Raw genomic sequence first — 25731 nt, 5'->3', positions numbered from 1 at the left:
CAGATCCACCCTACTTCCCTTGTGACTTCAGCCAGTTCACTTCTGCTTCTGCCAACTGAAGATAGCTTGGTGTAAACGAATGGATATCAACCGGTTCGCTTGTCATACCGATACGTCCGAGTTCGCTTGGACGCGGATTGTGATCAGATACTTGTCCAAAAACAGCCTGGTCGCCTAACATGTTCTGAATCGTCTCTTGGTGCAGAGGCAAATCGCTGCCTACAAATAATATCTTTTTATCTAGCGTTTGAAGTTTTTCCAACCAATCTTTTAATAAGATGATTTGGTCTTCCCAAAGATTTTGATACTCATCTGAATCATTTCTTCCGTAAAGCCCCGTAAAGAGCTGCGTGCGGCGCGCATCGAACAACGGAACGGTATAGCCCTCAAAGTATTTCCCGCTCTGAGCAAGTACTTCCAAGCTTGAGATCCCAACGAGTTCTTTTTTCAGCGTCCACGCAAGTGTCTTTGCGATTGTTACACCGATTCTAACACCTGTGTATGATCCTGGCCCTTTCGCAACCACAATGCGATCGAGTTCTATAGGCTTTAAACCAGTCTCTTTTAATACTTCTTCAATCGCAGGCATCACCCGTATCGAATGATTCTTTTTTAAGTTTGTAATATACTCACCGAGCACTTTTCCTTCATCCAATACAGAGATCCCCATCACAAGATTGGATGTATCTATTGCAAGAACTTTCATTACATAATCTCCTTAACGCGTTCTTCGTATCTGCTTCCGAGAGGTTTTAATTGAATCTCGCGCTCATCGTCGCCTTTATGTGAGATAACGAGTTCAAGTCTTTCCTCTGGTAAATAGTCTTCTATAAATACGGCCCACTCGACCACACAGACGCCTTCACCTGAAAAGTACTCTTCAAAGCCTAAATCTTCATCAGAGTCTTCTAACCGGTACACGTCCATATGATAAAGCGGTAATCGGCCACTATATTCTTTAATGATGGTAAAAGTAGGAGAGTTCACTGTACGGGTCACTCCGAGTCCTTTTGCGAGCCCTTTTGTAAAAGTCGTCTTTCCAGCTCCAAGATCTCCAGCCAGTGTGAGTACATCTCCTTTTTGAAGAATAGAGCCCAGCTTTTCGGCAAAAGACATCGTTTCTTCCGCTGACTTTGTTTCGTATTGATAAGTACTCATGACTTCCCCTTACCTTTCCCTAAAATGATTAAATCCTTTTTTCATGAGAAGTTCAGGCTTCTCGTCCTGTTTGTGAAGATAGACCTCAGCCTTACCAGCTTCTCCAACCTTACCAATTTCATAAAGCGGCAGCTCATGTTGTTTGAATGTATCTGACAGCACTTTAAAATCTTCTTCTGATGCCGTTCCAACCAGCACATAGTCCTCTCCACCAAACAACTGATGGTTGATCACGTCAGCCTCTGGTAAATCTCTTAAGGACTCACTTACGGGTAAACTTTTTCTTTCTATATGAATGGAAACGTTACTTGCTTCAGCGATCTCATTCAATTCGCTCGCCACTCCGTCACTGACATCGTTCAAGGATATTCGAAAACCACTTCCTGCGAAAATTCTTCCTTGCTGGATATGAGGAATGGGCATCTGATGCTCTTTTGTCCATTTTTCTTCGTTTGAAGTAAATTCAGCGTGTCTTGTTTTTTCAAGCAGAATGTTGAGCCCTGCCGCTGATTCTCCCGTTGTTCCTGTTAAAAATACGGAGTCTCCAGGTCTAGCGTTACTTCTTAATAAAGATCTTCCTTTTTCTACTTTTCCAATAACCGTCACCGATAATACTAACGGCCCTTTTGTAGAAACGGTATCGCCGCCCATAAGATCCATTTTGTATTTCTCTGCAAGATCCCCCATGCCTCGATAGATCTCCTGCAGCTCATCCTCCGACCATTCAGGTGGAATCGCAATCGAAACGAGATAGAACTGTGGAATACCACCCATAGCGGCAATATCACTGACGTTCACAGCCAGTGCTTTAAAGCCCGTTTGATAAGGTGATAATGTATCCCTCGTAAAATGAACACCTTCTACCATGGTATCCACACAAACGATTTGATTCATCTCTTCGTTCACCGACCAAAGAGCAGCATCATCACCAATGCCTTGAACCACCTCTTGTTGAAAAAAGTGCCGAGGCGTGATGCTGTTAATCCATTCAAATTCATCTTTAATCATGGATGTGCTCCTCTCTGGTCTTTACTTTGTTGTTTGGAAGTGGTTGATATCCGTTACAGGTGCTTCGCTTTCCGCGGGGCGGGCGGTGAGCCCCTTGCCGCTTTGCGCCTTTAAGGGTCTCACCTGTCCCACTCGTCCCGCAGGAGTCTCGCACCTTTCACTCAAATCAACAAATCAATGAAGAAAAATAGTAAAACACAAGTCATATAGCCATAGCCAAATAAAAATTTATAAAAAAGCCTTAGGATTATAATAAAAACTCCTAAGGTGACAGTTGTATATTAGTTTAACTTACTTTTAGACATAAAAAAACACGAAACCTTGTTTCGTTTTTAAAAGTGGCGGACCCGACCGGGGTCGAACCGGCGATCTCCTGCGTGACAGGCAGGCATGTTAACCACTACACCACGGGTCCAGCTTGTATGTAATTGATGATGTAGTTCATGAAAATTAATTGGTTGCACCCGATGGGCACTTCCGATATTTCATGTCTAGTCGTTTACTCGACGTAGTTCATGAAAATTAATTGGTTGCGGGGACAGGATTTGAACCTGCGACCTTCGGGTTATGAGCCCGACGAGCTACCAGACTGCTCCACCCCGCGACGTTATAAAATGTTGTTTTTTCTGGTTTAGATAACAACTTGTTTCGGACATTTATTAATATATCATGTATCTTAGTATGATGCAAGTGTTTAAAAAATATTAGGCACAAGAAATTTTATTTATTTCCTGTGCCCTCTATTTTATGCCACTTTATTGTTATTTTCAGGGCGTTTGTTGAACCCTTTTAAATAGTAGATCGCTGTTAGTAAGATCAACCAACAAGGGCCTACGATCAAGGCGATACGTGTATCTGGGAAGTATGCCATGAGTCCTACAACAAAGATTAGAATAGCTAATGCGATATATGAACCATACGGAAAGAACGGAACTTTAAATTTCAATGTTTTCTTTTCTTCTTCACTTAAGCTTCTGCGGAACTTAAGCTGTGACAGAAGTATAATCGACCATGTCCATATCGCTCCGAATGTTGAGATACTTGTTACCCATACGAAAACTTTTTCAGGAACAAGATAGTTTAACACGACTCCAATAAGAAGTGCTCCAGCTGAAACTAATACAGCTACAGATGGTACACCCGTTTTACTTACTTTATGAAGTTTAGCCGGTGCTTGTTTTTGCTCAGCCAGGTTGAAAAGCATACGTCCTGTACTGAAAATTCCACTGTTACAGCTTGATAATGCCGCAGTTAAAACAACAAAGTTAATGATACCAGCAGCTTGTCCGATACCGATTTTTTCAAATGTAAGAACGAACGGACTTCCTTGCGTTCCGATCTGATCCCACGGGTAGATGGACATGATAACGAATAATGCCCCTACGTAGAAAATTAGGATACGCCAGAATACAGAGTTTACAGCTCTTGCTAAAGATTTTTCAGGATTCTTAACCTCACCTGCTGTAACACCGATCATCTCGATTCCTAGGAATGCAAACATAACCATCTGCATAGACATGAGGATTCCCTGTATGCCGTTTGGTGCGAAACCGCCATTTTCCCAAAGGTTACTGATTCCTGTTGCTACTCCACCGTTACCAAAACCAAATAGTATCATGCCTAAACCAGTTATAATCATCAATACGATGGCAACGATCTTAATAAGTGCAAACCAGAATTCAAACTCTCCATATGCTTTGATCGCAAGCAAGTTGATGCTCGCCATGATCACAAGTGCTGATAGTGCCCAAATCCAAACAGGTACATCTGGGTACCACATCTTCATATAAATACCTACAGCTGTTATCTCAGCCATACATGTTACGATCCATAAGAACCAATAGTTCCAGCCTGTTAAATAACCGGCAAGTGGTCCAATATAGTTTTTAGCATAGCGGCTGAAAGATCCGGCAACGGGTTGATGAATCGCCATCTCACCTAACGCTCTCATAATGATGAACATTACAGATCCGCCTAATGCATATGCTAATAAAATTGCTGGTCCCGCCATTTCAATTGCTGAAGCTGAACCTAAAAATAAGCCCACTCCAATAGCGGCCCCGAGTGACATAAGTGTGATATGTCGTTCTTCGAGCCCACGATGTAATTCTTGTTTTGGCTTCATTTTTATGCCTCCCTTGATGTCTATGATGAAGCGCTTTCACTCAGGTATCATATCACATTTCGACAAAAAGAAACAATTCGTTTTTATTACAGTAAAAAGCCCAAAAGCCCTATTGTAACAGGGCTCTTTTGGCAGCATCTTTAAAAACAATTACAATATCCTCAATATTTTCAATCCCTACCGAAATTCGGATCACATTCTTATTAATCCCCAATTTTTCGCATGTCTCAGATGGTAATGAACGGTGTGAAGTTCCGAGTGGATATGAGACCGTCGTCTCTACACCAGCAAGTGTTGGAACGATGTGTACCCAAGCCAATGATTTAAAGAACGTATGCACGTTGCTTTTCTCGTCGAGTTCGATCGTAACAATTGATGAATTTCCGTTTTCACTCACGTATTCTGGATAGTAGACGGTTTTAATTCCATCAGTCAGTTTAAGCTGGTTCGCTAATTCAGTGGCGTTAGATATGTGACGCTCCATACGCACGCTTAACGTTTTCAATCCTCTGGATGCTAACCACGCATCAAACGGTCCTAGATTACAACCGAGATGAATCATTTTCGCTTGAGCCTTTGCGATTAATTCCTCTTTCCCAACTACAACACCTGCTGTCACGTCGCTATGTCCGTTTAAATATTTCGTCGCACTATGAACAACGAGATCGACACCTTTTGTGTACGGCTGAAGTACATAAGGTGTAGCAAATGTATTATCGATCATCGTCGTAAGATTATGTTCTTTTGCAAGGGCAACAAGTCCCTCAAGATCCTCCACACGCAATAAAGGATTCGTTATGGATTCTGAATAAATGAGCTTTGTATTGTTACGGATGTTTCGTTTAACCTCATCTAGGTCCTTGAATGAAACAAATGTGGTTTCGATTCCAAAGCTTTTGAGGTCATCAGAAAGAAGCTGATAGGTGCCGCCATACAGATCATCGCATGCTAGAATATGATCACCGACTTGCGCCACTGCCAAGATACCCACTAGAATGGCTGACATACCCGATGAAGTCACGACTCCCGCAGGTGCTTGTTCAAGATTCGCCACACCACTCGCAAAATCGTTCTGGTTGGGGTTGTTCATACGTGTATATAAATAATCGTTCTTTCCTCTAAAATAATCCTCTAAGTCATCTAGATCGGTAAAAGAAAAAGCTGACGTCTGATAGATCGGATTGATCTTACTTACCGACTTAACACTATTATGACCACTTGCATGCACGCTGGATGTATCAAAATGAACATTCTTCATGATATATGGCCTCCCCATTGTTTTTTATCTTTTAGTTTAGCACAAAATTGGTTGGAGATATGGGGTTGGGGTTTGTTTGTTTTTTGGTAGTGTGTAGAGTAAATTTGGTTAGGTGCTTGTGATGTCTGTTAGTTAGTTACTGTCGTCGTTTTAAGTTTTAGCTATTCGCTGTCGTTGTCGAAAATTCGATAAAAATTTTTATCCGTGAAATTATGTGGTTTATCCGTGAATATATGAAGGATTACCGTGAAATTATGTGGCTTTGGGTGGATGAGGAGATCTTATTTGGGGCTTAGGAGGGAAGATCAGGGCCGTTTGGATGAGTTTTTGGCTTCAAAGAGGGTTAAAGCAGCTGCTGGTGTTGCTTTTGAATGGATTTTTGGAGCTTCTGCTGAAGAATATCGCGTGTTGGAAGATGGCTCTGGCCATCTTCTTTCTATTTTGAGAGGTGTAGGTGAGTTTCGAGGCTGAAACTGATCTTCAAAACATACGGAGTGGGGTATACCCCTGGTCTAATTAAGTCTGAATGCACAAAATTAAGTCAAAATGAGAGTGAATTAAGTCGAAACGAACCTCAATTAAGTCGAAAATCAAAAATAAAGGCATTTCGCTAATTCTCGACAACCGCTCCCTGCCCGATCTAAGCTCTATACCCCGAGCTCTTCATCCCCCAATCACCCCTTATAGAAAGTTTGGCAGTCGCCAAACCCCCTTATCATCTTTTTTAAAACACAAAAAAAGAAGATGGATTCTCATCCATCTTCCTCATTGCCTAGCGACGTCCTACTCTAACAGGGGGAAACCCCCAACTACCATCGGCGCTAAAGAGCTTAACTTCCGTGTTCGGTATGGGAACGGGTGTGACCTCTTTGCCATCATCACTAGACCTAACCATGACTTTCACCATGATTCTAAATTGTAGAGAGTATGTTCTCTCAAAACTAGATACGACGTTTCCAAACGTTATGCTTTTTTAAGGATAAGCCCTCGACCGATTAGTATCTGTCAGCTCCACGTGTCACCACGCTTCCACACCAGACCTATCAACCTCATCATCTCTAAGGGGTCTTACTCACTTGCGTGATGGGAAATCTCATCTTGAGGGGGGCTTCATGCTTAGATGCTTTCAGCACTTATCCCGTCCACACGTAGCTACCCAGCTATGCCCCTGGCGGAACAACTGGTACACCAGCGGTGTGTCCATCCCGGTCCTCTCGTACTAAGGACAGCTCCTCTCAAATTTCCTGCGCCCGCGACGGATAGGGACCGAACTGTCTCACGACGTTCTGAACCCAGCTCGCGTACCGCTTTAATGGGCGAACAGCCCAACCCTTGGGACCTACTTCAGCCCCAGGATGCGATGAGCCGACATCGAGGTGCCAAACCTCCCCGTCGATGTGGACTCTTGGGGGAGATAAGCCTGTTATCCCCAGGGTAGCTTTTATCCGTTGAGCGATGGCCCTTCCATGCGGAACCACCGGATCACTAAGCCCGACTTTCGTCCCTGCTCGACTTGTAGGTCTCGCAGTCAAGCTCCCTTGTGCCTTTACACTCTGCGAATGATTTCCAACCATTCTGAGGGAACCTTTGGGCGCCTCCGTTACTGTTTAGGAGGCGACCGCCCCAGTCAAACTGCCCACCTGACACTGTCTCCGAACCGGATTACGGTCCAAGGTTAGAATTTCAATACAGCCAGGGTAGTATCCCACCGACGCCTCCACCGAAGCTGGCGCTCCGGCTTCTCAGGCTCCTACCTATCCTGTACAAGCTGTACCAAAATCCAATATCAAGTTGCAGTAAAGCTCCATGGGGTCTTTCCGTCCTGTCGCGGGTAACCTGCATCTTCACAGGTACTATAATTTCACCGGGTCTCTCGTTGAGACAGTATCCAAGTCGTTACACCTTTCGTGCGGGTCGGAACTTACCCGACAAGGAATTTCGCTACCTTAGGACCGTTATAGTTACGGCCGCCGTTTACTGGGGCTTCAATTCAGAGCTTCTCCCAAAAGGGATAACCCCTCCTCTTAACCTTCCAGCACCGGGCAGGTGTCAGCCCCTATACTTCACCTTGCGGTTTCGCAGAGACCTGTGTTTTTGCTAAACAGTCGCTTGGATCTATTCACTGCGGCTCTCTCGGGCGATAAACCCTATCAGAGCACCCCTTCTCCCGAAGTTACGGGGTCATTTTGCCGAGTTCCTTAACGAGAGTTCTCCCGATCATCTTAGGATTCTCTCCTCGCCTACCTGTGTCGGTTTGCGGTACGGGCACCTCTTTCCTCACTAGAGGCTTTTCTTGGCAGTGTAGGATCAGGGACTTCGGTACTAAAATTTCCCTCGCCATCACAGCTCAGCCTTAATGTTGGGCGGATTTGCCTACCCAACAGCCTAACTGCTTAGACGCACTATTCCATCAGTGCGCTCACCCTACCTTACTGCGTCCCCCCATTGTTCAAACGGAAAGGAGGTGGTACAGGAATATCAACCTGTTATCCATCGCCTACGCTTTTCAGCCTCGGCTTAGGCCCCGACTAACCCTGAGCGGACGAGCCTTCCTCAGGAAACCTTAGGCTTTCGATGGACAAGATTCTCACTTGTCTTTCGCTACTCATACCGGCATTCTCACTTCAAAGCGCTCCACCAGTCCTTCCGGTCTGACTTCGCTGCACTTCGAACGCTCCCCTACCCCTGTACCATACGGTACAAGCCATAGCTTCGGTGATACGTTTAGCCCCGTTACATTTTCGGCGCAGAGTCACTCGACCAGTGAGCTATTACGCACTCTTTAAATGGTGGCTGCTTCTAAGCCAACATCCTGGTTGTCTGGGCAACTCCACATCCTTTGCCACTTAACGTATACTTTGGGACCTTAGCTGATGGTCTGGGCTGTTTCCCTTTTGACTACGGATCTTATCACTCGCAGTCTGACTCCCGCGGATAATTCTCTGGCATTCGGAGTTTGACTGAATTCGGTAACCCTGTGGGGGCCCCTAGTCCAATCAGTGCTCTACCTCCAGGAATCTTGCCGCGAGGCTAGCCCTAAAGCTATTTCGGGGAGAACCAGCTATCTCCGTGTTCGATTGGCATTTCACCCCTACCCACACCTCATCCCCGCACTTTTCAACGTGCGTGGGTTCGGGCCTCCATTCAGTGTTACCTGAACTTCACCCTGGACATGGGTAGATCACACGGTTTCGGGTCTACGACCACGTACTATGTCGCCCTATTCAGACTCGCTTTCGCTGCGGCTCCGTCTTATCAACTTAACCTTGCACGGGATCGTAACTCGCCGGTTCATTCTACAAAAGGCACGCCGTCACCCGTTAATGGGCTCCGACTACTTGTAGGCACACGGTTTCAGGATCTGTTTCACTCCCCTTCCGGGGTGCTTTTCACCTTTCCCTCACGGTACTGGTTCACTATCGGTCACTAGGGAGTATTTAGCCTTGGGAGATGGTCCTCCCGGATTCCGACGGGGTTTCACGTGTCCCGCCGTACTCAGGATCCACTCAGGAGGGAACGAAGTTTCAGCTACAGGGCTGTTACCTTCTTCGGCTGGCCTTTCCAGACCACTTCACCTACTTCGTTCCTTTGTAACTCCGTATAGAGTGTCCTACAACCCCAGAGAGCAAGCTCTCTGGTTTGGGCTGATTCCGTTTCGCTCGCCGCTACTCAGGAAATCGCATTTGCTTTCTCTTCCTCCGGGTACTTAGATGTTTCAGTTCCCCGGGTCTGCCTTCTCATACCCTATGTATTCAGATATGGATACCATCCCATTACGGATGGTGGGTTCCCCCATTCGGAAATCCCCGGATCAATGCTTACTTACAGCTCCCCGAGGCATATCGGTGTTCGTCCCGTCCTTCTTCGGCTCCTAGTGCCAAGGCATCCACCGTGCGCCCTTTCTAGCTTAACCTTATATGATGTTTACACATCAAAGATTCTTGCTTGGCGCAGATTAGATAAATCTATCTGCCTTGCATATTGTTTGGATGTCGATATCTAGTTTTCAAAGAACATGTTTTGAGAGTTAGTTCTCTCAAAACTGAACAAAAGAAGAATAGGCGTACTTACGAAACACACGAAGGTGTTTCATAATCTCCATAGAAAGGAGGTGATCCAGCCGCACCTTCCGATACGGCTACCTTGTTACGACTTCACCCCAATCATCTGTCCCACCTTCGGCGGCTGGCTCCCAAAAGGGTTACCCCACCGACTTCGGGTGTTACAAACTCTCGTGGTGTGACGGGCGGTGTGTACAAGGCCCGGGAACGTATTCACCGCGGCATGCTGATCCGCGATTACTAGCAATTCCGGCTTCATGTAGGCGAGTTGCAGCCTACAATCCGAACTGAGAATGACTTTTTGGGATTGGCTTGGCCTCGCGGCTTCGCAACCCTTTGTATCATCCATTGTAGCACGTGTGTAGCCCAGGTCATAAGGGGCATGATGATTTGACGTCGTCCCCACCTTCCTCCGGTTTGTCACCGGCAGTCACCTTAGAGTGCCCAACTGAATGCTGGCAACTAAGGTCAAGGGTTGCGCTCGTTGCGGGACTTAACCCAACATCTCACGACACGAGCTGACGACAACCATGCACCACCTGTCACTTTGTCCCCCGAAGGGGAAAGCTCTATCTCTAGAGTGGTCAAAGGATGTCAAGACCTGGTAAGGTTCTTCGCGTTGCTTCGAATTAAACCACATGCTCCACTGCTTGTGCGGGCCCCCGTCAATTCCTTTGAGTTTCAACCTTGCGGTCGTACTCCCCAGGCGGAGTGCTTAATGTGTTAACTTCAGCACTGAGGGTGGAACCCCCCAACACCTAGCACTCATCGTTTACGGCGTGGACTACCAGGGTATCTAATCCTGTTTGCTCCCCACGCTTTCGCGCCTCAGCGTCAGTTACAGGCCAAAAAGCCGCCTTCGCCACTGGTGTTCCTCCACATCTCTACGCATTTCACCGCTACACGTGGAATTCCACTTTTCTCTCCTGCACTCAAGTCTCCCAGTTTCCAATGACCCTCCACGGTTGAGCCGTGGGCTTTCACATCAGACTTAAGAGACCGCCTGCGCGCGCTTTACGCCCAATAATTCCGGATAACGCTTGCCACCTACGTATTACCGCGGCTGCTGGCACGTAGTTAGCCGTGGCTTTCTGGTTAGGTACCGTCAAGGTACGAGCAGTTACTCTCGTACTTGTTCTTCTCTAACAACAGAGCTTTACGACCCGAAGGCCTTCATCGCTCACGCGGCGTTGCTCGGTCAGGCTTTCGCCCATTGCCGAAGATTCCCTACTGCTGCCTCCCGTAGGAGTCTGGGCCGTGTCTCAGTCCCAGTGTGGCCGATCACCCTCTCAGGTCGGCTACGCATCGTCGCCTTGGTGAGCCGTTACCTCACCAACTAGCTAATGCGCCGCGGGCTCATCTGTAAGTGTCAGCGAGAGGCCGACTTTCAAAAAGAAGAAATGCTTCTTCTCTTGTTATCCGGTATTAGCCCCGGTTTCCCGGAGTTATCCCCGTCTTACAGGCAGATTACCCACGTGTTACTCACCCGTCCGCCGCTAAATCAGAGGAGCAAGCTCCTCATCATTCGCTCGACTTGCATGTATTAGGCACGCCGCCAGCGTTCATCCTGAGCCAGGATCAAACTCTCCATAAAAGTGTTTGTCTTGCTCTAGTTTTAAAACTGACGGAATTAATTCTTAATTCCTTACCTATTTCTTTTGTTCAGTTTTCAAAGAACTGTTTGGCTTGTCTTTTTCCGAGACAGCTTTATTATCTTACCGAATGGAAGTTATAAAGTCAAGCACTTTTTTGAATTTCTTTTTTTGATCATTTTTACGATCATATGGTGGGCCTAAATGGACTCGAACCATCGACCTCACGCTTATCAGGCGTGCGCTCTAACCAGCTGAGCTATAGGCCCGTAAAAAATAATGGAGCGGGTGATGAGAATCGAACTCACGACCAGAGCTTGGAAGGCTCTTGTTTTACCACTAAACTACACCCGCATAAGTATGGTCGGGAAGACAGGATTTGAACCTGCGACCCCCTGGTCCCAAACCAGGTGCTCTACCAAGCTGAGCCACTTCCCGTAAGTAAATATGGCGCGCCCTGAGAGATTCGAACTCCCGACCTTTTGATTCGTAGTCAAACACTCTATCCAGCTGAGCTAAGGGCGCATATTTTAAATGTATTCTATGTTATGAATTAAAGTTGGTGCGGTCGAGAGGACTCGAACCTCCACGGGGATACCCCCACTAGCCCCTCAAGCTAGCGCGTCTGCCATTCCGCCACGACCGCGCGGCTAGGATGCCAGCGCATGAGCACTGCAACTTATTTGAGAAAAATTAATATGGTGCGGGTGAAGGGACTCGAACCCCCACGTCAAAGACACTAGATCCTAAGTCTAGCGCGTCTGCCAATTCCGCCACACCCGCATATTAATTTGAAAATGGTGAGCCATGAAGGATTCGAACCTTCGACCCTCTGATTAAAAGTCAGATGCTCTACCAACTGAGCTAATGGCTCTCACTCGAAGTGTTTAAACACTTATCTTAAAAAGAAAAAATGGCTGGGCTAGCTGGATTCGAACCAACGCATGTCGCAGTCAAAGTGCGATGCCTTACCGCTTGGCTATAGCCCAACACCTTAGAAATAATGGCGGACCCGACCGGGGTCGAACCGGCGATCTCCTGCGTGACAGGCAGGCATGTTAACCACTACACCACGAGTCCATCAATCTATAGGTATTACTTTTATGAAAATATATGGTGACCCGTACGGGATTCGAACCCGTGTTACCGCCGTGAAAGGGCGGTGTCTTAACCGCTTGACCAACGGGCCACATGGCAGAGAAGAAGGGATTCGAACCCTCGCACCGCGTTAGCGATCTACACCCTTAGCAGGGGCGCCCCTTGAGCCACTTGGGTACTTCTCTGTATGGCTCCACAGGTAGGACTCGAACCTACGACCGATCGGTTAACAGCCGATAGCTCTACCACTGAGCTACTGTGGAATGTCTTTTAAGGACAATTAATATCATAATTGTTTTTGCTTCAGATGTCAACTAGTTTTAGGAGTTTTTTCTGAGCCGCATGCGCTTAACGATACCTGCTTTTAAAAGCTATGTAATAGGTATGTCTAACAGCGACTTTATTAAATTACCACATACCTATATTCGAAGTCAACACCCTATTTTAAAGAAACCTGTTTTAATTTCCCTCTGCACTTTCCGCACACATATCTTTTCGTATCAATTTGCCTTTTTCTCTTATATGACTGCATACAGTCCGTACATAAATAAGCGTATTTATAGCTCTCTGTTCTTCTTTTTTCCGGGATGGATTGACAGAAGCGAGACCCACCTACTTTATGAAGCCAATATTTAAAGTCATCGTCACCATGTTTATACCCTCTGCCCTCGATATGCATATGATAGTGCACGAGCTCATGCTTAATGACACCGATCAATTCTTCCATACCAAATGCTTCATAAAGATGAGGGTTCATTTCTATATCATGAGATCGCAACAGATAACGTCCACCTGTTGTTCGCAGCCTTCTATTGAATCTCGCTTGATGGCGAAACGTTTTATTGAAGAACTGAATCGAGATCTCCTCCGTTAACTTCTGCAATTCTTCATTCGTCATGGTCAAGCTCCTTACATTTCTAGTTCACATTAACAAGCTCCTATACATAGACTAATACACAAATAACGGATTGGGAAGTTCAAGGAGGTTCTCTATATGCCAACATGGTTTAAAAGACAGCTCCGTCGTGCTTATTATCAAAAAGACCGTTACCAAATCCGCTTACTTAATCAATGCTGGTTCTTTTATAACAAAAAACACTCCTCCAGTGAAGAATAATCCACTGGAGAAGTGCTTTAATCTTTTATTCCTTACTTAGGTGCGATCATGGTTAGAGCGATTCGTTGCTTGGATACATCTACTGAATCTACCCATACAGTCACGACTTGCCCTACGCTAACGACATCCATCGGATTCTTTACGAATCGATCCGTAAGCTTCGAAATATGGACCAGCCCATCCTGTTTAACACCAATATCTACAAACGCACCAAAATCTACAACATTTCGAACGGTTCCTTGAAGTTCCATTCCTTGTGACAAGTCCTCCATCTTAAGAACATCTGTTTTAAGGACTGGCCCTGAAAAAGCATCACGCGGATCACGCCCAGGTTTCATAAGCCCTTCAATAATATCCTTTAATGTTGGAACGCCGATATCTAATTTCTCAGATGTCGCTTCGAGTGAAAGTGATTTTAACTTTTCCGCAAGAGCGTCTGAACCGATATCAGCAGGCTTGAATCCAAGTTCTTTTAATAAAGCTTTCGTTGCCGGATAGCTTTCTGGATGAATACCGGTCTGATCAAGTGGTTGATCTCCGTCAACTACACGTAAAAATCCGATACATTGCTCATACGTTTTTGCACCAAGACGAGGAATTTTCTTCAGTTCTGTTCTGTTTTTGAACTTTCCTACCTCGTTTCGTTTAACAATAATGTTCTGTGCAACGGTTTTGGACAACCCGGATACATATTGAAGAAGAGACGATGATGCTGTATTCACGTTAACTCCTACTTGGTTAACTGCAGTTTCAACAACAAAAGAAATTTCTTCACCAAGTCTTTTTTGAGAAACATCATGCTGATACTGACCTACTCCAATAGACTTCGGATCGATTTTCACGAGCTCCGCCAACGGATCTTGAAGTCTTCGGGCAATCGATACCGCGCTTCTTTCTTCAACTTGAAGGTCAGGAAACTCCTCTCGAGCGACTGTAGAAGCTGAATACACACTCGCTCCCGCTTCATTAACGATTACATATGCTACAGATTTTTCGAGATCTTTTAACGTTTGTGCGATAAATTGTTCGGTTTCGCGTGATGCTGTCCCATTTCCGATCGCTGCGATTTCGATATCATACTGATCGATCAGTTTTTTTACAACCGCTGCCGATTTTTCGACTTCTGATCGCGGCGGTGTAGGGTAGATTGTCTGGATATGAAGCACTTTACCTGTTTCATCTACAACTCCTAGTTTGCAACCCGTTCTATAAGCAGGGTCAACTCCTAAAACAACTTTCCCTTTTAGTGGCGCTTGTAATAGAAGACTTCTTACATTTTCAGAAAAAATGTGAATCGCACGCTCTTCTGCTTGTTCGGTTAAAGCTGCGCGAATTTCTCGTTCGATAGAAGGCGCGATCAATCGTTTATAAGCATCCTCAATCGCTTCTGAGATAATAGGTGCAGCAGGTGAGGTCGAACGTTTCACTACTTTTCTCTCCATCTTTGACACGATCAGTTCTGAAGGAGCAGCGATACCTACTCTTAAAATGTTTTCTTTTTCTCCGCGATTCACAGCTAAAACACGATGTGGAACAATCTTACGGATGGGCTCTTGGTATTCATAGTACATTTCAAACACTTTTTTCTCATCTAATTCCGCATTCTTTCCATCAGTTTTGATCTCGCCTTTTGAAAACGTGTCTTCCCTAATCCATTTTCGCATATCTGCATCATCTGAAAGCAGTTCAGCGATAATGTCTTTCGCTCCAGTCAATGCATCTTCAGCAGAATGCACTTCTTTTTCTTCGTTTATGTATGTTGTCGCTTCCGTTAATGGATCATCATTTCTTTGCTCTAACACCCATAAAGCAAGTGGTTCGAGTCCTTTTTCTTTCGCAACAGTTGCTTTCGTTCTTCTCTTTTGTTTGTATGGACGATAAATATCTTCAAGATCTTGTAGCTTTTGTGCTTTTGCAATTGCTGCCGTTAATTCTTCAGTCAATTTTCCTTGTTCTTCTATTAAACGAAGGATTTCTTCTTTACGTGAAGCTAGGTTTTGCAAATATGTCCATCGGTCCATAATGTCTTTGATCTGTACTTCATCTAAACCACCCGTTAATTCTTTTCGATAACGCGCAATAAACGGGACCGTGTTTCCTTCTTCTAGTAGAGCGATAACCTGGTTAATTTGTTTTCCTTTTACGTTCAATTCGGATTCCATTGTTTTCAATGCTTGTTCACTAATAGGTTGTCCCAATAAGAACACTCCTTTTTCAATCAATTAGTACTATTATAAACCAAGGAAGTGGTGGCGTAAAAATTGCAAGTCAGGTGAGTAGTTGATTTCCGTTTCAGACGCTCGCTTTCCACGGGGCGAACGGTGAGTCTCCTGCCGCTATGCGCCGTTAGAAGTCTCCACCTGACCGCTCGTCCCGTAGGAGTCTCGCATCTTTCACTTCAATTTTCAAAGAAGTGGATAATAGCCCAATCCTATAGAAACGAGCTAATTATTAAACAAAAAACACCACCCTGCAAACTAATGAAGGTGATGTTTTACGAAATCAAATTTATTTGTCCGACGAGACAGGTTGCATCGTCATTAATATCTTGAGGCAATTCACTGATATAGAGGACAGATTCTTTTGGTGATATCATTTTCGTTAACAACGAACGGCTCTGTGTATGAATGTCCATCCCATCCGAATAAAGCATCAGTGTTAACTCTTTTTCGAACTTAAAGTCTTGTACTTTGAATTTTTCAGGCTTTCCAGCGAGAAAACCAACTTTCGGCAAAGGGTGTATGGCTCTTTGTCTTTCAGCAGAGATCATAAAACGGATGTTACCAACTCCTGAATAAGTAGCGGTATGATTATGATAATCGACTTTAACAATGGCAATCACGGCACCACGAGTATGTCTTAGCCCTTCATTACAAAGATGCATTAACCCCTCTACAGTTTCATGATGATTTTGATCGATAATATCAGTAGCGGCCCCAGAAGCTTCTTTCGCCATCTTACCACTTCCTAGACCATCTGCTACTGCACAAATCAAATAATCTTCCGTTTCTTTTACATAAAAACTATCTCCGCAAAGATCATTTCCCTTTTTCGGTTTTTGATAAGAGGAAACAGATGCCTTGCTAAACTGATAGTGTTCGATCATTTAAGAGCCTCCGAAGGTGATACGCGCAACGCTTCTTTAAGCTTTTCAAGTGCTCTTCGCTGAAGTCGGGACACATGCATTTGAGAGATATCTAGGCGTTCTCCCGTTTCCTTTTGGCTTAAATTCTCAAAGTACGTACATTGAAGAATTTCGCGTTCGCGTTCAGAAAGAACAGCAAAGGCTTTTTCCAAAAGCATTCTTTTGTCAATCTGATCAAAACCAACATCGTTGGAACCGACTAGATCGAGTAATGTAACTGTGCTTCCTTCTTGATCCGCTTCAATGGAACTATCTACAGATAGAGCTTGATAACTTTTGCCCATCTCCATCGTTTCTAGAACTTCCTCTTCAGAAACTTCTAGGTGCTCTGCGATTTCAAAAATTTTCGGTGATCTTTGTAAACGCGTAGTTAGTTCTTCAACGGCTTTCTTGATTCTTGGTCCAAGTTCCTTAATTCGACGAGGTACGTGAACACTCCATGTTTTATCACGGATAAAACGTTTAATCTCTCCGACGATGGTCGGAACAGCGAAAGATTCAAATGATCTTCCAAACGTTTTGTCGTACCTTCTAAAAGCCGCAAGCAATCCAATCATACCGACTTGTACTAAATCGTCATGAATGCTTTTGCCTTTAGAAAACTTCCGAGCTAGTGAATGAACTAAGTCTTGATACTGCAACACGAGGTTCGTCTGAATCTCTTCGTTCTTTGGGTCTTGCTGCAGTTCATCGATCCAAGCATAGACTTGTTCTTTACTGTGAAGGCGCTGGTGAGATTCTGTCGACATGTTCCTCCACCTCATCTCTGTGAAGATACTTCGTCATCATTACAACGACACCGGCTTCACTGCTTATTTCTACCTTGTCCATTAATGTGTCTATCAGAAAGAGGCCTAAACCTCCCTCATGCAGTTGATCAACTGATTTACCATCTACAGGGCCAAGATTTTTAGAGATAGATTCGACATCAAAGCTTTTTCCTTGATCGACAACCGTAATTTCCATGCGGTCGTCATATATATTACAGCCAATACGAACTTGGCCTTTATCTTCAGTATCGGAATAGGCATGATTAACAACGTTCGTTACAGCTTCTGATACTGCAATTTTGATATCTTCAATTTCATCAAACGCAAAACCCATGCGGTTGGCCAGGCCAGAGATCGTTAACCTGACGACACCTACATAATCAGGTTTTGCAGGGACCTTCATTTCAATATAGTCGGACGCTGTTCTCATAGCGCCTCCCCCTTTACTCCACTTTCAATATCCATTACTTCCGTTAATCCAGTAATTTCAAAAATGCGTTTAACGCGTTCTGTCATGCCTCTTAATTTTAAAGAGCTATGATTTGCTTTAGAAGATTTTAAAGCTCCTACGAAAATACCTAGCCCTGTGCTATCCATATATTCAATTCCGGAAAGATCTACGATTACGATGTTTCCTTCTTTCTCTGTTAATGGAAGCATCACTTCTTTTAACTTAGGAGCGGTATAAGCATCCACTTCTCCTGTAAGGTTTAACTCGTATGTTTCATTTATTTGATCTTGATTAATTTGCAAATTCATTTTATTTCCCCCCAGGCTTTGTATGGAACCATATAAGGTACCTTTACCCTAATCAAATACTGTTTAAACCAGTCGTTTTAAAATAATTAAAGTAAAATCATCTCTTAGCTCAAAGCCTTGAAGGCGATCAAGCTCCTGAAATACATTTTCAACAATCTTTTGTGAGGGCAGATCCATATACTTTCGAATAAGAGCAACAACTTCTTCTCTTTCGATGAAACCTTTGCTTGTCCTGCACTCGGTTACTCCGTCTGAAAGAAGGATAACCATGTCTCCCACTTCTATCATCTTTTCGTATGGATGGTAGGTGGTTGTTCTGGATACACCGAGAACCAGACCTTTTGCGATCAAGTCTTGAAACTCGTCTTCCTTTGCGTGATAGAAAAAGCCTGGTTCATGACCAGCACCCGCATAGTAAAACTTATGACTTTCCGGTTCATAAACCCCATGAAACATCGTGATGAACATGTTGCTATGAACATTTTGTTCAACAACGCGGTTTAAGTTCTCTAAAAGCAGATGAGGCTTCATCTGTTCTTCAGGTAAACTGTCCATCGCATATTTAATCATAGACATACATAGTGCAGCGGGTATGCCTTTACCGATGATATCTGCTACAGCGACACTTAAACTGTTGCCGCTCTTAACAAAATTATAATAATCACCGTTCATTTTTTTAGCAGGAACACTCACTACACCGATGTCCAGCTGATCAAACTCTGGCACATCACTTAGCAGCAGCGTCTGCTGCATACTTGCGGCAACTTCAATCTCTGATTCAAGCTGTTGTTGCTTATCACGCAAACTTTGATGCTCACGATAAGCAAAACCGTAGCCGATCATCGCTTCGAGCAGAAAGTCAAAAGAATCTCTCATTTCTTCAGACATATCTGGAAACAGCTCATCCATCACTTGGATGTGCAAACTGACAAGATCTTCTGGTGAGATCTGCTGTTCTAATAACTTTCTGCTGAATTGCTGTCCTTTATAGAGGGTCGTCTCTGTTTTGGCTTTTAGATAGACCGATAATAAATCTTGATAACGTTCCGTTAGTGCGTCTTTTGCAGTCAAGAGCTCTCCTCCTAACGAAGCCATTTAGTAGCTGATATCTCAGTCCCCACATCTACAGTGGACTCGATTGAGAATTCATCCATTAATCGCTTCACACCTGGTAATCCAGCTCCTAATCCGCCAGAAGTAGTATAGCCATCTTCCATAACTTTTCGGATCTCTCGAATTCCAGGACCATTATCTAAGGCTACGATTCGCAGTCCTTTTCTTCCTAATTGATCGATTGGTTCGATGCAAATCTTTCCTCGTCCTGCGTATAGATAGATGTTACGGGCGAGTTCAGATATGGCTGTTGTTATTCTTGCTTGGTCAACGTTTCCGAAACCGAGCTCTTTAGCCATGTTTCTTCCGAGTTGACGGGCACTTACGATGTCCCACTCGTTGCGTACTTCCACACAGGATTGGATGTCCATAATCATCCCTCCAGTTCCAGACGCAATTTATCAAGCCCCTGTTCTAAGTCAAGTGCTGTCGAAACTTCCCTCATTGAAATTCCAAGGTCAATTAGAGTAATAGCAACTGCTGGTTGTATTCCTGTTAATACAACTTGAGCTCCCATTAATTTTGACATCCTTACTACATCTCCAAGAACTTTAGCTATAAAGGAGTCGATCATGTCTACTGACGTAAGGTCAATAACCACTCCTTTCGCACCTGTATCGTGAATTTTATTAAGCAAGTCTTCTTGAAATTGAAGAGCTGTCTGATCATCCATTTCAACTTGAATGGTGATCAATAAATATTCGTGCAATTTTAAAATAGGAATTCTCATTTTTTTACTCTCACTCCCTATTTATTGCTAATTAACTGCTGATTTGTAATTTCCAGAGCGTTTTCCATACCCTTTTGAAGCGTACTCTTCGTTGGGAACAAACTAAGATCGATTCCTAAACTTACGATCGTCTGTGCAATTTCAGGGCGTATTCCTACTAGGATACACGTAGAACCTAATAAACGCACAGCATCTGCTGCTTGAATAATATGATGAGCAACCATCGTATCAACGACAGGTACCCCCGTAATATCGATCAGCACCACTTCCGAGCGATATTTAATCACACCGTTTAAAAGGTTTTCCATAATCAGCTTTGCACGTTCCGTATCGATCGATCCGATAAGAGGCATTACACTGATATTTTTGAAAACTGGAATCAGTGGAGCAGAAAGCTCTAATAATGCCGTCTTTTGAACGGAGACTGTTCTTTCCCATATTTGAGAGGAGTTTTCGACAACTCGATTAAGAATCGGGTCTAACCAGCGATCAATCTCTCGGTAAACAGCTGCTACCTTCTCTTTGTCGTTTTCCGTCTCTACTAAGAGATTTAGAACAACGCGGCGTGCCGCTTGAAGTCCTTGCGTTAAATAACTTAATGGTAAACCTGTATGAAGAACTTGATCAAAAAAATCATCAAGTGTTCCGTCTTTAGAAATATCATGAAAATTAATGTGCTTTATTAACATAGAAAAAAACTGTTGGTCCGTTTCTTCACTAAACTTTAAAGTAGTTCCAACAAGTTCTTTTTCTTTAAAAAGCTTAACTTCTTTAAGCCAATTATTTTTTAGGGTTTCTTGATTTTCATTAATCATCTGTACAATCAAGTTGTCCAATTTATCTTGCACCCCCACTACATATAGTCTCAATTTCTATTATTTCACTTCTGAATATATTCTGCAATGTTTACTCTTTTACTAACTTTGGATATATAACCCAAGTTTCAAAATGTTAAACATGTATTTTTTTACAAAATATTTAAATAGTATTCGTATACTTGTTACCTTTATAAGGGGTGGGTTACTTGTTATGTGGCAGGATGAACCAATATGCAACTTAAAACTGAAAAAGTCACTTCTACTCAATTCCATACTTCAAACCCGAAAACCTCTAATGAATCCTTAAAGCGTACTAGGTAAACAGTACCTGTTCTTCCAGTATTCCTTATTAGTCTGATGATAAAATAAAAAACCGCCAGACATCCCCGTCAGACAGTTTCCTAAATGATGTTATAAAATTAAAAATCAACCAGACCAGTACTGATCTGCAATGCGTCGTCTACCCTGCGCATCATGTCTTCATCCAGTTGTGTTATTTTATCTGTTAATCTTTGCTTGTCGATCGTTCTGATCTGTTCAAGCAAAATAACTGAATCCCGTTCAAAGCCGTATTTTTTCGAATCTATTTCAACATGTGTTGGAAGTTTTGCTTTCTGTATTTGAGCTGTGATTGCTGCTACGATAACAGTAGGGCTAAAACGGTTCCCGATATCATTCTGAATGATCAGTACAGGCCGAATCCCACCCTGTTCTGATCCAACTACCGGTGAAAGATCTGCAAAGTAAACGTCTCCGCGTTTGACTATCAAGGACTACACCCCGCTAACTAAGCGGTCCAAGGTATGATCGGCTTCCTCCTCTAACATAAATGCTTCTGAAGCAATCGTTAGATTGATCTTAGCCATTTCCATGTAACCCTGTTTCATCTCATCACGAAACTGACGCTTATTCTTCCGCTCACGAAGAAACATCTCAGTAGCTTGATGGATAAATTCGCTGCGGTCCAAATTCTCTTTTTTTATGACACGATCTACCTCACTTAGTAATTTCTGAGGAAGACTAATCACTATTCGTTTTGTGTTCAATTCGGACACAACATACACCTCCAGCGCAAAGCTATACTACGATCAAATTCCTTTTAACCACATTTAATCTTATCACTTCAATAATCCATTTGCAAAGCGATTTCAAAGTATTTATTCTACAAAATTTTCAATAGTCCTTCTAATATTCTGCTAAAAATTTAGAATTACATTCATATTTTCTAAAATTCGACCCTTTTTCGTATAAACTCTCGGCACTCGAGCAGAAATGAGACACGGAATTTCATAATTTATCGTTTCTGCGATACGGGCGATCTCATCCATTTCTATTCTTTCCGCTTCCTGACTTCCTATTAAAGTGGCAACTTCACCAACATCTAATCTCTTTGGAAGTCTTACCATGCATTGATCCATACAGATCCTGCCGATGATTGGCATCCGCTCTCCCTTTATAAGCACCGAGGCTCCTGGGGATAATCTTCTCTGCCATCCGTCTGCATATCCGATCGGCAGTGTGCCTACCCACTCTTCTTTTGTTGCTGTATAAGTAGCTCCATAACTTACAGTATCTCCAGGCATCAATTTTTTAACATGAATGATTCGGGAGTGAAGGCTGAACGCCTCTTCTAGGGAAAAAGGCAAGTCTTGTTTTAATTCGCTAGATGGTGCTAAACCATACATACTGATTCCGAGTCTAACAAGATTGAAAGGTCCTTCAACCTTTCTGAGAGCTGCTGCGCTGTTGGCGCTGTGAATGAGCGTTGGATTTAATCCCCATGATCGCAGCGAGTCTATATATTTAATAAACCTCTTTCTCTGTTGTTCAAAAAGCTCTGATTCCCATTCATCGGCCGTTGCAAAATGAGTAAACACTCCTTCTGCTTCAAAGAGAGAAGATTGTTTGATGAAGTCCGCTACTTCTTGCAGCTCACTTTCTTCTCTAAATCCAACCCGCCCCATACCGGTGTCGATCTTCAGGTGAATCTTTATTTGATGTTTTGTTTCTTTTACATACGATTGTGCCTCAATCAGCCATTCTTGTTGAAAGACTGTAAGGCTTATTTCATTTTCTGCCGCAAGATTAGCATATTCCGGACGTACACGGTTCATAACTAAAATCGGTGCCGTGATTCCTTGTTTACGCAAAGCTAATGCTTCATCGAGCATCGCAACAGCTAGCCACTCAGCTCCTGATCTCACAGCCTCTTCCGCCACTTGTAGTGCTCCATGACCGTAGCCGTTCGCTTTTACGACAGCCATAATTTTTTGTTCAGGGAGATGTCTCTTAAAAGATTTTATATTTTGACTGATCTTATCTAGGTCTATTTCCGCCCAAGTGTCTCGATAATAATGATGTTTATCCATGATGTTGGCCTCCCCGGTTTAGATTACTGCCTTCTATTTTACCCTCTTACCGTCATTTATGTAAGCATCCTATCGCTTCAATCCATAAATATGTGTGTGCAATCCAAAAGTTTTAAGAGTTTATCCACGAGTTTTCGTTCTCAATCAAAAAGTTTTGCCATTTTATCCACAAGTCTACAATTCTCGACAATTTACGCAGGTGATAAATCCAACATACCCGCTTTCAAAACAAAACAGGCTAGCGTCTTCGCCAGCCTGCTCTATCAATCCCTATATATAATGTAGAAATTATTTAATCGCCTCTCCGTTCACCGAGCGTGCAATCGCCATCAACTCATCCTGACCGAGATTGTTGGAGACGAGCAAATAATCTACACCGTTAAAATTCCATGTGATCGATTGATCCGTCATCGCCCCAACGGTAAAGCCCAGATCTACTGGTTCTCCACTCGACATCGTTAGGCGCGAAGCTGTTTCTACAGCTGTGTTCTTCTGCTGCATCAATGTAAATGATTTATCTTCGTCCGCATAGTTCAATACTACTTTGGAGTCATCTGCACCTTGTGCTACTTCTCTTTCATTTACGATGTTTAAGTTTGCTGTATAAGTCGGATACAGCACTTCGAACTCTTCTCCAGCACCTGAGAACGTAGGAACCTCAAATTGAGCACTGCTCATGTTCGACTCCATATCGAAAGAGTTCTTATCAAATTTTGCATTGAACTTAACCTTTGAGAAATCAAGTCTGACAAGCTCTTTTTGGTCTTGATCCATAATTCGGACTTGTTGAGGATCAAGATCTTTGTTTAATGTGATCTCTTGCTGATATAGATTTTTGTTCTGATAATTTGTTTTTGTATGGAAGACATAGCTTTTTTCTTTTGATTTAAACCCTCTGTCCGTATCATTTAAAATGTCCGAGATGAGAGATTGGAACAAATAAACTTGGCTGTTGTTTTCTGGCCAGTCACTTTGGAAACGGAAACTTTTATTTAGAGCTGGCGTAAGAACGAAAACTCCATCTTTGTTACGCAGTATCATCTGGCTTTGATCTTTTTCAGCATTTCTTAAGCTGACTCGGTAAAAATCCGGCTTCTTATGCCAAATTTCTAAATCATAAGTCAGTGGCTTTTCTCCTGTGCTCAATGTCATCTTGGCTTCCGCTTTGTAACCTGTCATGGATTCCATTCTTTCTTCTAACGAATCCAAAACATCGTTCTGGCTTTGTGCACCACAAGCTGACAGAACCAACACGATCATGAACGCCGTCAACATTATTGACAGTGTTTTCTTCATTTTTTGCCATCCCCTTTGTCCCAAAGTAATTTCGACATTGAAGGGGGACCAACTCTCTGCACCTTGCAAAGGACTACCCCTTCTACCGCATTACAATATATGAGACAACCCTGGACAATATGCAGACTAGCTTGACGAGCTTTCTAAAACCACTTGTGCGATCGCGTATTCTTTCGTATGAGAGATAGAAAGATGGCATAAATATGGATAAGGGGAAGTAAGAAACGGCTTACCCTTTTCATCTGATTTAATCTCCATGTCCTGCCATGAAAGTTCAGCGCCGATTCCAACACCGAGCGCTTTTGCCATTGCTTCTTTTGCGGCAAAACGCCCTGCAAGGTATTCAAATCTTCTGTTGCCGTTTAAAGAAGAAAATCTTTTTTGTTCGAACGGTGTTAACACCCGCTCCGGAAATCGAGGCTGGTGAGTAACAACCTGTTTAATTCGTTTTAGCTCGATCATATCGATGCCGGTTCCTACAATCATTATTAAAAGCTCCTTTACAGCTATATCTTTCGCCCTATCTACCAACACATGGTAAACTTAAGGAAGATGAATGTTATGTTTACAATTCGGGCTGTTTTTAAAAACTTGCATCAAGTTGGTTTTGCGTGAGTTGCATCGCTTTTCGTCGGGCAGGCGTTAACTCCATTCAACGAAAAACAGCCTACACATTATATAAAAAGGGTGATACTATTCCATGTTTATAAGAGATGAAAGCTTTCAGACCTTTATTAGGCGTTATCCTATCGTTACTTTTTTAGTTGCTGCACACATTATCGTGTTCCTTCTTATTAATTTTACCCCTTTTTCTACCTCTTTGTATCATTTTATGGTCGGGTCTAATTATTACATCACCGCTGGAGAGTACTGGCGTTTATTCACCCCCATTGTTACACATGAGGCTGCAGGTCATCTGATCTTCAACTCGTTCTCGCTTGTCTTGTTCGGTCCTGCACTCGAAGGAATTCTTGGGAAACTAAGATTTATTATCGGGTACCTTGGTGCTGGTTTGATCGCAAATATTGCTACGTTACTCTTGCTGCCACTCTCTTACGCACATATTGGTGCCTCAGGAGCTATCTTTGGATTGTTCGGGATCTACGTTTATATGCTTTATAACCACCGCCAATATATCGACCAAGCCAACACACAGATTCTTCTTGTTGTGTTAGGAATCAGTCTAGTAACCACTTTTATGAATGCAAGGATCAACGTGATGGGGCACCTGTTCGGATTGATCGGTGGCGCCGCTCTTGCACCAATCATTTTTGCTTCCCTGCATCGCAAGAAAAAACGATGGTAAAACAAAAA

General features: G+C 43.4%; 23 protein-coding genes, 14 tRNA genes and 3 rRNA genes. 3 read left to right on the top strand and 37 right to left on the bottom strand.

Annotation, left to right across the window (positions count from 1 at the left end):
* Positions 1 to 10: 10 nt before the first annotated feature.
* The 7 genes from tsaB to ACNJYY_RS01420 all read right to left on the bottom strand — a co-directional run bounded on the left by tsaB (position 11) and on the right by ACNJYY_RS01420 (position 5549).
* Complete coding sequence (gene tsaB, locus ACNJYY_RS01450; RefSeq protein WP_416730254.1) at positions 11 to 706, bottom strand: tRNA (adenosine(37)-N6)-threonylcarbamoyltransferase complex dimerization subunit type 1 TsaB; 696 nt, start codon at positions 704 to 706, stop codon at positions 11 to 13.
* Positions 706 to 1158: a tRNA (adenosine(37)-N6)-threonylcarbamoyltransferase complex ATPase subunit type 1 TsaE gene (tsaE, locus tag ACNJYY_RS01445; protein WP_416730253.1), complete on the bottom strand. Its 453-nt coding sequence runs from the start codon at positions 1156 to 1158 to the stop codon at positions 706 to 708. Before tsaE ends, tsaB begins: the two co-directional genes overlap by 1 nt.
* 9 nt (positions 1159 to 1167) lie before the next feature.
* Positions 1168 to 2166, bottom strand: coding sequence for a thiamine-phosphate kinase (thiL, locus tag ACNJYY_RS01440; RefSeq protein ID WP_416730252.1), 999 nt, complete (start codon positions 2164 to 2166; stop codon positions 1168 to 1170).
* Positions 2167 to 2505: 339 nt separating this feature from the next.
* A tRNA-Asp gene (locus tag ACNJYY_RS01435) sits at positions 2506 to 2581 on the bottom strand.
* 112 nt (positions 2582 to 2693) lie between these two features.
* Positions 2694 to 2770 (bottom strand) — tRNA-Met (locus ACNJYY_RS01430).
* Positions 2771 to 2911: 141 nt separating this feature from the next.
* Positions 2912 to 4291, bottom strand: a complete 1380-nt coding sequence (locus ACNJYY_RS01425) for an amino acid permease (RefSeq protein ID WP_416730251.1) — start codon at positions 4289 to 4291, stop codon at positions 2912 to 2914.
* A gap of 109 nt (positions 4292 to 4400) precedes the next feature.
* Positions 4401 to 5549 carry a trans-sulfuration enzyme family protein gene (locus tag ACNJYY_RS01420; protein WP_416730250.1) on the bottom strand — a complete coding sequence of 383 codons (1149 nt, stop codon included), beginning with the start codon at positions 5547 to 5549 and terminating at the stop codon, positions 4401 to 4403.
* Between the two features lie 285 nt (positions 5550 to 5834).
* Between ACNJYY_RS01420 and ACNJYY_RS01415 the strand changes: the two genes are divergently transcribed.
* Positions 5835 to 6020: a hypothetical protein gene (locus tag ACNJYY_RS01415; RefSeq protein WP_416730249.1), complete on the top strand. Its 186-nt coding sequence runs from the start codon at positions 5835 to 5837 to the stop codon at positions 6018 to 6020.
* A 299-nt stretch (positions 6021 to 6319) separates the two neighbouring features.
* Here ACNJYY_RS01415 and rrf read toward each other — a convergent pair.
* The 16 genes from rrf to ACNJYY_RS01335 all read right to left on the bottom strand — a co-directional run bounded on the left by rrf (position 6320) and on the right by ACNJYY_RS01335 (position 13198).
* Positions 6320 to 6435 (bottom strand): 5S ribosomal RNA (gene rrf / locus ACNJYY_RS01410).
* A gap of 89 nt (positions 6436 to 6524) precedes the next feature.
* Positions 6525 to 9462 (bottom strand): 23S ribosomal RNA (locus tag ACNJYY_RS01405).
* Between the two features lie 191 nt (positions 9463 to 9653).
* Positions 9654 to 11204, bottom strand: a 16S ribosomal RNA gene (locus ACNJYY_RS01400).
* The 16S, 23S and 5S rRNA genes sit together here with 12 tRNA genes alongside, the layout of an rRNA operon.
* 190 nt (positions 11205 to 11394) lie before the next feature.
* Positions 11395 to 11471: transfer RNA gene (locus tag ACNJYY_RS01395), tRNA-Ile, on the bottom strand.
* 11 nt (positions 11472 to 11482) lie between these two features.
* Positions 11483 to 11556, bottom strand: a tRNA-Gly gene (locus ACNJYY_RS01390).
* A gap of 7 nt (positions 11557 to 11563) precedes the next feature.
* Positions 11564 to 11640 (bottom strand) — tRNA-Pro (locus tag ACNJYY_RS01385).
* Positions 11641 to 11650: 10 nt separating this feature from the next.
* Positions 11651 to 11727, bottom strand: a tRNA-Arg gene (locus ACNJYY_RS01380).
* Between the two features lie 35 nt (positions 11728 to 11762).
* Positions 11763 to 11848 (bottom strand) — tRNA-Leu (locus tag ACNJYY_RS01375).
* Between the two features lie 53 nt (positions 11849 to 11901).
* Positions 11902 to 11985 (bottom strand) — tRNA-Leu (locus ACNJYY_RS01370).
* A 15-nt stretch (positions 11986 to 12000) separates the two neighbouring features.
* A tRNA-Lys gene (locus ACNJYY_RS01365) sits at positions 12001 to 12076 on the bottom strand.
* 40 nt (positions 12077 to 12116) lie between these two features.
* Positions 12117 to 12191, bottom strand: a tRNA-Gln gene (locus ACNJYY_RS01360).
* A 15-nt stretch (positions 12192 to 12206) separates the two neighbouring features.
* A tRNA-Asp gene (locus ACNJYY_RS01355) sits at positions 12207 to 12282 on the bottom strand.
* A 34-nt stretch (positions 12283 to 12316) separates the two neighbouring features.
* Positions 12317 to 12391: transfer RNA gene (locus ACNJYY_RS01350), tRNA-Glu, on the bottom strand.
* 3 nt (positions 12392 to 12394) lie between these two features.
* Positions 12395 to 12485 (bottom strand) — tRNA-Ser (locus ACNJYY_RS01345).
* A gap of 3 nt (positions 12486 to 12488) precedes the next feature.
* Positions 12489 to 12563 (bottom strand) — tRNA-Asn (locus tag ACNJYY_RS01340).
* Positions 12564 to 12739: 176 nt separating this feature from the next.
* Complete coding sequence (locus ACNJYY_RS01335; protein WP_144704772.1) at positions 12740 to 13198, bottom strand: SprT family protein; 459 nt, start codon at positions 13196 to 13198, stop codon at positions 12740 to 12742.
* Between the two features lie 96 nt (positions 13199 to 13294).
* On the opposite strand from ACNJYY_RS01335, the gene cmpA reads away from it, so the two are divergent.
* A complete protein-coding gene (gene cmpA / locus ACNJYY_RS01330) occupies positions 13295 to 13417 on the top strand; it encodes a cortex morphogenetic protein CmpA (protein ID WP_137792088.1) in 123 nt (40 codons plus the stop codon).
* Between the two features lie 32 nt (positions 13418 to 13449).
* Here cmpA and ACNJYY_RS01325 read toward each other — a convergent pair whose 3' ends face one another.
* From ACNJYY_RS01325 to acpS, 14 genes are all read right to left on the bottom strand, one after another.
* Entirely contained in the window at positions 13450 to 15579 is a 2130-nt protein-coding gene (locus tag ACNJYY_RS01325; RefSeq protein WP_416731781.1) for a Tex family protein, read from the bottom strand.
* A 332-nt stretch (positions 15580 to 15911) separates the two neighbouring features.
* Complete coding sequence (locus tag ACNJYY_RS01320; protein WP_416730248.1) at positions 15912 to 16523, bottom strand: SpoIIE family protein phosphatase; 612 nt, start codon at positions 16521 to 16523, stop codon at positions 15912 to 15914.
* The gene (gene sigB / locus ACNJYY_RS01315) at positions 16520 to 17311 is read right to left on the bottom strand and encodes an RNA polymerase sigma factor SigB (RefSeq protein ID WP_416730247.1); all 792 of its coding nucleotides are present in this window, start codon (positions 17309 to 17311) and stop codon (positions 16520 to 16522) included. The genes ACNJYY_RS01320 and sigB overlap by 4 nt, the downstream gene beginning before the upstream one ends.
* A complete protein-coding gene (rsbW, locus tag ACNJYY_RS01310) occupies positions 17277 to 17762 on the bottom strand; it encodes an anti-sigma B factor RsbW (protein ID WP_066390806.1) in 486 nt (161 codons plus the stop codon). The genes sigB and rsbW overlap by 35 nt, the downstream gene beginning before the upstream one ends.
* Positions 17759 to 18091: an STAS domain-containing protein gene (locus tag ACNJYY_RS01305; RefSeq protein WP_144704763.1), complete on the bottom strand. Its 333-nt coding sequence runs from the start codon at positions 18089 to 18091 to the stop codon at positions 17759 to 17761. The genes rsbW and ACNJYY_RS01305 overlap by 4 nt, the downstream gene beginning before the upstream one ends.
* 63 nt (positions 18092 to 18154) lie before the next feature.
* On the bottom strand, positions 18155 to 19162 hold the full coding sequence (locus ACNJYY_RS01300) for a PP2C family protein-serine/threonine phosphatase (protein WP_416730246.1): 1008 nt from the start codon (positions 19160 to 19162) through the stop codon (positions 18155 to 18157).
* Positions 19163 to 19173: 11 nt separating this feature from the next.
* Positions 19174 to 19575, bottom strand: coding sequence for an anti-sigma regulatory factor (locus ACNJYY_RS01295; protein WP_066285716.1), 402 nt, complete (start codon positions 19573 to 19575; stop codon positions 19174 to 19176).
* A 2-nt stretch (positions 19576 to 19577) separates the two neighbouring features.
* On the bottom strand, positions 19578 to 19934 hold the full coding sequence (locus ACNJYY_RS01290) for an STAS domain-containing protein (RefSeq protein WP_066239455.1): 357 nt from the start codon (positions 19932 to 19934) through the stop codon (positions 19578 to 19580).
* 17 nt (positions 19935 to 19951) lie between these two features.
* Complete coding sequence (locus ACNJYY_RS01285; protein ID WP_286166508.1) at positions 19952 to 20770, bottom strand: STAS domain-containing protein; 819 nt, start codon at positions 20768 to 20770, stop codon at positions 19952 to 19954.
* Between the two features lie 401 nt (positions 20771 to 21171).
* On the bottom strand, positions 21172 to 21522 hold the full coding sequence (locus ACNJYY_RS01280; protein WP_066239453.1) for a type II toxin-antitoxin system PemK/MazF family toxin: 351 nt from the start codon (positions 21520 to 21522) through the stop codon (positions 21172 to 21174).
* A gap of 3 nt (positions 21523 to 21525) precedes the next feature.
* Complete coding sequence (locus ACNJYY_RS01275; RefSeq protein WP_066390801.1) at positions 21526 to 21807, bottom strand: CopG family ribbon-helix-helix protein; 282 nt, start codon at positions 21805 to 21807, stop codon at positions 21526 to 21528.
* 141 nt (positions 21808 to 21948) lie between these two features.
* Positions 21949 to 23121: an alanine racemase gene (gene alr / locus ACNJYY_RS01270; protein WP_416730245.1), complete on the bottom strand. Its 1173-nt coding sequence runs from the start codon at positions 23119 to 23121 to the stop codon at positions 21949 to 21951.
* A 288-nt stretch (positions 23122 to 23409) separates the two neighbouring features.
* The gene (locus ACNJYY_RS01265; protein WP_416730244.1) at positions 23410 to 24417 is read right to left on the bottom strand and encodes a LolA family protein; all 1008 of its coding nucleotides are present in this window, start codon (positions 24415 to 24417) and stop codon (positions 23410 to 23412) included.
* A gap of 126 nt (positions 24418 to 24543) precedes the next feature.
* Complete coding sequence (gene acpS, locus ACNJYY_RS01260; protein ID WP_416730243.1) at positions 24544 to 24903, bottom strand: holo-ACP synthase; 360 nt, start codon at positions 24901 to 24903, stop codon at positions 24544 to 24546.
* Between the two features lie 214 nt (positions 24904 to 25117).
* Here acpS and ACNJYY_RS01255 point away from each other — a divergent pair, with 214 nt between their 5' ends.
* The gene (locus ACNJYY_RS01255; protein ID WP_416730242.1) at positions 25118 to 25723 is read left to right on the top strand and encodes a rhomboid family intramembrane serine protease; all 606 of its coding nucleotides are present in this window, start codon (positions 25118 to 25120) and stop codon (positions 25721 to 25723) included.
* Positions 25724 to 25731 lie beyond the last annotated feature (8 nt).

Origin of the sequence: Fictibacillus tiangongensis, assembly GCF_048083785.1 — a bacterium.
Lineage (GTDB): Bacteria > Bacillota > Bacilli > Bacillales > Fictibacillaceae > Fictibacillus.
This window is presented reverse-complemented; position numbering and strand designations above follow the sequence as displayed.

Coding starts and splice junctions, on each gene's coding strand:
- tsaB (WP_416730254.1), bottom strand. CDS start 706: ATGAAAGTTCTTGCAATAGATACATCCAATCTTGTGATGGGGATCTCT.
- tsaE (WP_416730253.1), bottom strand. CDS start 1,158: ATGAGTACTTATCAATACGAAACAAAGTCAGCGGAAGAAACGATGTCT.
- thiL (WP_416730252.1), bottom strand. CDS start 2,166: ATGATTAAAGATGAATTTGAATGGATTAACAGCATCACGCCTCGGCAC.
- ACNJYY_RS01425 (WP_416730251.1), bottom strand. CDS start 4,291: ATGAAGCCAAAACAAGAATTACATCGTGGGCTCGAAGAACGACATATC.
- ACNJYY_RS01420 (WP_416730250.1), bottom strand. CDS start 5,549: ATGAAGAATGTTCATTTTGATACATCCAGCGTGCATGCAAGTGGTCAT.
- ACNJYY_RS01335 (WP_144704772.1), bottom strand. CDS start 13,198: ATGACGAATGAAGAATTGCAGAAGTTAACGGAGGAGATCTCGATTCAG.
- cmpA (WP_137792088.1), top strand. CDS start 13,295: ATGCCAACATGGTTTAAAAGACAGCTCCGTCGTGCTTATTATCAAAAA.
- ACNJYY_RS01325 (WP_416731781.1), bottom strand. CDS start 15,579: ATGGAATCCGAATTGAACGTAAAAGGAAAACAAATTAACCAGGTTATC.
- ACNJYY_RS01320 (WP_416730248.1), bottom strand. CDS start 16,523: ATGATCGAACACTATCAGTTTAGCAAGGCATCTGTTTCCTCTTATCAA.
- sigB (WP_416730247.1), bottom strand. CDS start 17,311: ATGTCGACAGAATCTCACCAGCGCCTTCACAGTAAAGAACAAGTCTAT.
- rsbW (WP_066390806.1), bottom strand. CDS start 17,762: ATGAGAACAGCGTCCGACTATATTGAAATGAAGGTCCCTGCAAAACCT.
- ACNJYY_RS01305 (WP_144704763.1), bottom strand. CDS start 18,091: ATGAATTTGCAAATTAATCAAGATCAAATAAATGAAACATACGAGTTA.
- ACNJYY_RS01295 (WP_066285716.1), bottom strand. CDS start 19,575: ATGGACATCCAATCCTGTGTGGAAGTACGCAACGAGTGGGACATCGTA.
- ACNJYY_RS01290 (WP_066239455.1), bottom strand. CDS start 19,934: ATGAGAATTCCTATTTTAAAATTGCACGAATATTTATTGATCACCATT.
- alr (WP_416730245.1), bottom strand. CDS start 23,121: ATGGATAAACATCATTATTATCGAGACACTTGGGCGGAAATAGACCTA.
- ACNJYY_RS01265 (WP_416730244.1), bottom strand. CDS start 24,417: ATGAAGAAAACACTGTCAATAATGTTGACGGCGTTCATGATCGTGTTG.
- acpS (WP_416730243.1), bottom strand. CDS start 24,903: ATGATTGTAGGAACCGGCATCGATATGATCGAGCTAAAACGAATTAAA.
- ACNJYY_RS01255 (WP_416730242.1), top strand. CDS start 25,118: ATGTTTATAAGAGATGAAAGCTTTCAGACCTTTATTAGGCGTTATCCT.